Here is a 3,838-nt window from a genome sequence, read left to right as displayed (position 1 = left end):
CTTAAGTTATCGTTAATAGTTCACCAGGACTATAGATAATAAAGTCTAAATGAAAGTAGGTCAAGTTCTATCAATCAGATACCATCTTTTGATAGAGAAGTCTTTAGTAGTTTAGAACCCCACTCCTTCAGGTGTGGGAGCAGTCAGATCATTAACCTAAATATATAATTAGAATAAATATATCTACATATAATGTATAAAAGCCCTCAAATTTAAGGACTTTTATCGTCTGATTTTATATTCTATTTTCCTATACCTGCATCCATCTGATGTCTAAGATTTTTTATAAACTTATTTTCTATATCCTTCATAGCTGAAGACATAATAGCTACTCCATCAGCACCAGAATCAATTACATTCTTAATATTATCAATATCTATACCTCCTATAGCTATAACAAGTATGGATACTTTTCTTTTAATAAAATCTATAAACTCTATTCCTCTTCCTACTAATCCTGGCTTACAATCAGTTTCAAATATATTACCAGCTATAATATAATCAACACCTAATTTTTCTGCTTTTATAGCTTCTCCTATACTATGAATTGAGATACCCAATCTTAATCCTTCTCTATTGTATTCATTAGGTAGTACATTATAGCCAAAATGACAACCATAAGCATTTATCTTTTCTGCTACTTTTTCATTTCCATTAACTATTAAAGGTAGATTATATTTATTAGTAATTTGTTTCACTTTATTTGCCATATCTAAAAGTTTACTATAGGATAAATCCTTTTCCCTTAAAATAATTCCATCTATTGGAGCTTGAGAACATCTCTCTATAGCCTCATAAAAACTTTCTTTTGTTACTAAATGTCTATTGGTAACTACATAAATCATATATCCAATCCTTCCTATATGGATTCCCAGTCTTTAAGTATTGGATTATACCCTTTAAACTTAATAGAATTTCTTACTTCATATAAGCTCCTATTATCATCTATTTTAAACTGTTCTTCCCCTTTTTCTTTATTCGAATGACCTCCTACTTCTGTAGATACGCTAGCAGACATTTTTGTAACTCCTGAAGGAATGAGATTATCTCTAAATTCAGCTCTTTCCCTTGTGGTTATATTTATTCCTGCTCTATGCAAAAATAGCTTATAGGCTAATATAGCTTGTACTATATTTTTATCTGTAACCTCTCTTACGTATTCAAAACTTCCAGCATGGGGTCTTATTCTAGGAGTCGATAAAGTCAATTCCACATCTGGATAATTCTTTTCTATATATTTACCATGAATACCTGTGAAAAAAGCTTCTTTTCTCCAATCTTCTAATCCAAGTAATGCTCCTATACTAATAGAATGTATTTTTGCCTTAGCAGCTCTTTCAGGAGCATCCAACCTATATCTATAATTAGATTTAGGTCCAGCTACATGAACTTTTTTATAAACTTCTTCATTATATACCTCCTGATATAGAGTTAGACTATCCACACCACAACATATTAATTCTCTATATTCATACTCTTCTAAAGGATATATCTCAATAGCAATGGAACTAAAATATTTTTTTAATATTCCTACACAATCTTTAATATAAGATACTGGGTTATGCTTTCTTGATTCCCCCGTCAATATTAATATATGTCTATAACCCATTTCATATATAGCTTTACCTTCCTCTTCTACTTCTTCCAATGTTAATTTTTTTCTCCTTATTTTATTTTCTATATTATATCCACAATATAAACATTTATTTACACAAAAATTTGATAGATACATTGGAGTATATAATAATACAGTCCTTCCAAAATGACGTAAAGATATATTATGAGCCTTCTGAGCCATTTCTTCTATATACTTTTCAGAATTAGGAGATAAAAGAGAAAGAAAATCTTCTTCATTCATTCTATCCTCCATCAAAATGCTTTCTATTCTTTCATTAGTTACATTACCAAAAAATTTATCAAAATCAAAATTATCAAATTCTTGAACCTTCTGATAAAAATTCATATGCTTCCTCCTCTATCTTAAAAATCCTGTCAATGGTGATGATGCTTCTCCATTAATTCTTTTCGGACCTACCTTTGAAATGTAAGCCTTTCTACCTGCATCCACTGCTTGACAAAATGCTTCCCCCATCAATATAGGATCTCCAGCTGTAGCTAATGCTGTATTTACTAACACTGCATCAGCTCCCATCTCCATAGCTAAAATAGCATCAGAAGGTTTTCCAATTCCTGCATCTACTATTATCGGTACATCTATTTCATCAATAAGTATTCTAATCATTTCCTCTGTTCTAATTCCTCTATTGCTTCCAATAGGAGCCCCTAAAGGCATTACTGCTGCCGCCCCTACTTCTACCATTCTCTTAGAATCCATTAGATCAGGATTCATATAAGGCAAAACTACAAATCCCTCATTTGCTAATATTTTTGTTGCTTTAATAGTTTCTTTATTGTCAGGCAATAGATATTTATTATCAGAAATTATTTCTATCTTAATCCAGTTTCCACATCCCACAATCCTTGCTAATCTAGCAATTCTAACTGCTTCTTCTGCAGTTCTTGCTCCTGATGTATTTGGTAACAATATACAATCTTCATCTATAAAGCTTAAAATATTCTCTTCTTTATTACTTAAATCTACTCTTCTAAGAGCAACTGTCACTACTTGTGTCTTAGAACTTTTTATTACTTTAGGTAAAATTTCATTTGAAGAATATTTTCCAGTGCCTATAAAAAGCCTACTATACAATTCAGTTCCTCCAATTATCAATTTATCCATATCATATTCCCCCTTTATTCCTCTCCTAATATTATTCTTAATACTGTATTTGCTTGATGATTTGCTGCTATAGCAACCCGCGGTGCCATAAGTCCTTGACCAGGTTTAACTTCATTTACTCTATCTCCAATTAAATAAAATTTATCATTTACCCTTTTTGATACTATTGTATTTCCTGTAAAATAACCGGCCATTCCAGATGCAGATACTATTTTCTTATCTTTCATTTTTTGTAAAACTGTATTAACAATCACTGCTTTAGAAGTAGGATTATCAAAAGCTTCTACAATAATATCTACATCTTTAAAAATATTTTCTATATTATCTCTATCCAAAAAAACATTCTTTTTTTCAATATTTACAAAAGGATTACAATCCTTAATAACTTCTTCTAATGCATCAGTCTTATTCATACCACTATGCCTTATAAAATATTGTTGTCTATTTAGATTACTAGGTTCTACCACATCAAAATCTACCAATAATAGTTTACCTATTCCTATTCTTGCCAAAGAAATAGCAACATTAGATCCTAATCCTCCTAAGCCTGCAATTCCTACAGTGTATTTTTTAACTTTTTCATGCACTAGTGGGGTATGCCTGGAAACTAACATAGCTTCCATATCTTCTTGTAAAGGCATTTCTTTCTTTTTTATAAATACTACTCTATCATCATCTTTAAGCTCTAAATTATCCTTTACTATAAAACCGTTATATACTATTACATCAGCATTCTTTTTCATTTGATCTCTTAAATCTAATAACTTAGTTCCTTCAGGAATATTTCTGATTTTTTCATTTATAAATATCTTCATACTAACCCCCTCCCACAAATCGTATTATTTCTACTTCTGAATTACTATCTAATTTTCTTTTATCATATTTATTCTTATCTATTATATTTAAATTTACCTCTACAACTACTTTATTCGGATTTATATCTAATTCTTTTAATAATTCGCTAACTGTTATTTCTTTATTAAAATCCATTTCCTTACCATTTACAATCATATTTTCTCACCCTTTCATAATTGTATAAAAAATGCGGATAAAAAGCGTATCCGCTTCGCTAGGGAAACCTAGTTTCCCTTCGACGGT

5 protein-coding genes are annotated in these 3,838 nt (G+C 30.2%); all 5 read right to left on the bottom strand.

Annotated elements, in window-relative coordinates; all coding sequences use genetic code 11:
* Positions 1–242: 242 nt before the first annotated feature.
* From GOQ29_RS02730 to thiS, 5 genes are read right to left on the bottom strand one after another with little or no spacing between them, the layout of a single operon-like run.
* Entirely contained in the window at positions 243–845 is a 603-nt protein-coding gene (locus tag GOQ29_RS02730; RefSeq protein ID WP_203371099.1) for a thiamine phosphate synthase, read from the bottom strand.
* A 14-nt stretch (positions 846–859) separates the two neighbouring features.
* A complete protein-coding gene (gene thiH, locus GOQ29_RS02725) occupies positions 860–1,963 on the bottom strand; it encodes a 2-iminoacetate synthase ThiH (protein WP_203371098.1) in 1,104 nt (367 codons plus the stop codon).
* Between the two features lie 12 nt (positions 1,964–1,975).
* Positions 1,976–2,740 carry a thiazole synthase gene (locus tag GOQ29_RS02720; RefSeq protein WP_203371097.1) on the bottom strand — a complete coding sequence of 255 codons (765 nt, stop codon included), beginning with the start codon at positions 2,738–2,740 and terminating at the stop codon, positions 1,976–1,978.
* A gap of 14 nt (positions 2,741–2,754) precedes the next feature.
* Positions 2,755–3,555: a sulfur carrier protein ThiS adenylyltransferase ThiF gene (gene thiF / locus GOQ29_RS02715; RefSeq protein WP_203371096.1), complete on the bottom strand. Its 801-nt coding sequence runs from the start codon at positions 3,553–3,555 to the stop codon at positions 2,755–2,757.
* A gap of 1 nt (position 3,556) precedes the next feature.
* Positions 3,557–3,751 (bottom strand): sulfur carrier protein ThiS, encoded by a 195-nt coding sequence (thiS, locus tag GOQ29_RS02710; RefSeq protein WP_203371095.1) that lies wholly within the window; start codon positions 3,749–3,751, stop codon positions 3,557–3,559.
* Positions 3,752–3,838 lie beyond the last annotated feature (87 nt).

The organism is Anaeromonas gelatinilytica (assembly GCF_016820635.1).
Classification (GTDB): domain Bacteria; phylum Bacillota; class Clostridia; order Tissierellales; family SIT17; genus Anaeromonas; species Anaeromonas gelatinilytica.
The sequence above is the reverse complement of the archived record's forward strand: the minus strand, read 5'-3'. Positions and strand labels throughout refer to the sequence as shown.

What these genes read in the sequence shown, in the direction of transcription:
- GOQ29_RS02720 (WP_203371097.1), bottom strand. Translation starts at nt 2,740, where the DNA reads ATGGATAAATTGATAATTGGAGGAACTGAATTGTATAGTAGGCTTTTT.
- thiS (WP_203371095.1), bottom strand. Translation starts at nt 3,751, where the DNA reads ATGATTGTAAATGGTAAGGAAATGGATTTTAATAAAGAAATAACAGTT.
- GOQ29_RS02730 (WP_203371099.1), bottom strand. Translation starts at nt 845, where the DNA reads ATGATTTATGTAGTTACCAATAGACATTTAGTAACAAAAGAAAGTTTT.
- thiF (WP_203371096.1), bottom strand. Translation starts at nt 3,555, where the DNA reads ATGAAGATATTTATAAATGAAAAAATCAGAAATATTCCTGAAGGAACT.
- thiH (WP_203371098.1), bottom strand. Translation starts at nt 1,963, where the DNA reads ATGAATTTTTATCAGAAGGTTCAAGAATTTGATAATTTTGATTTTGAT.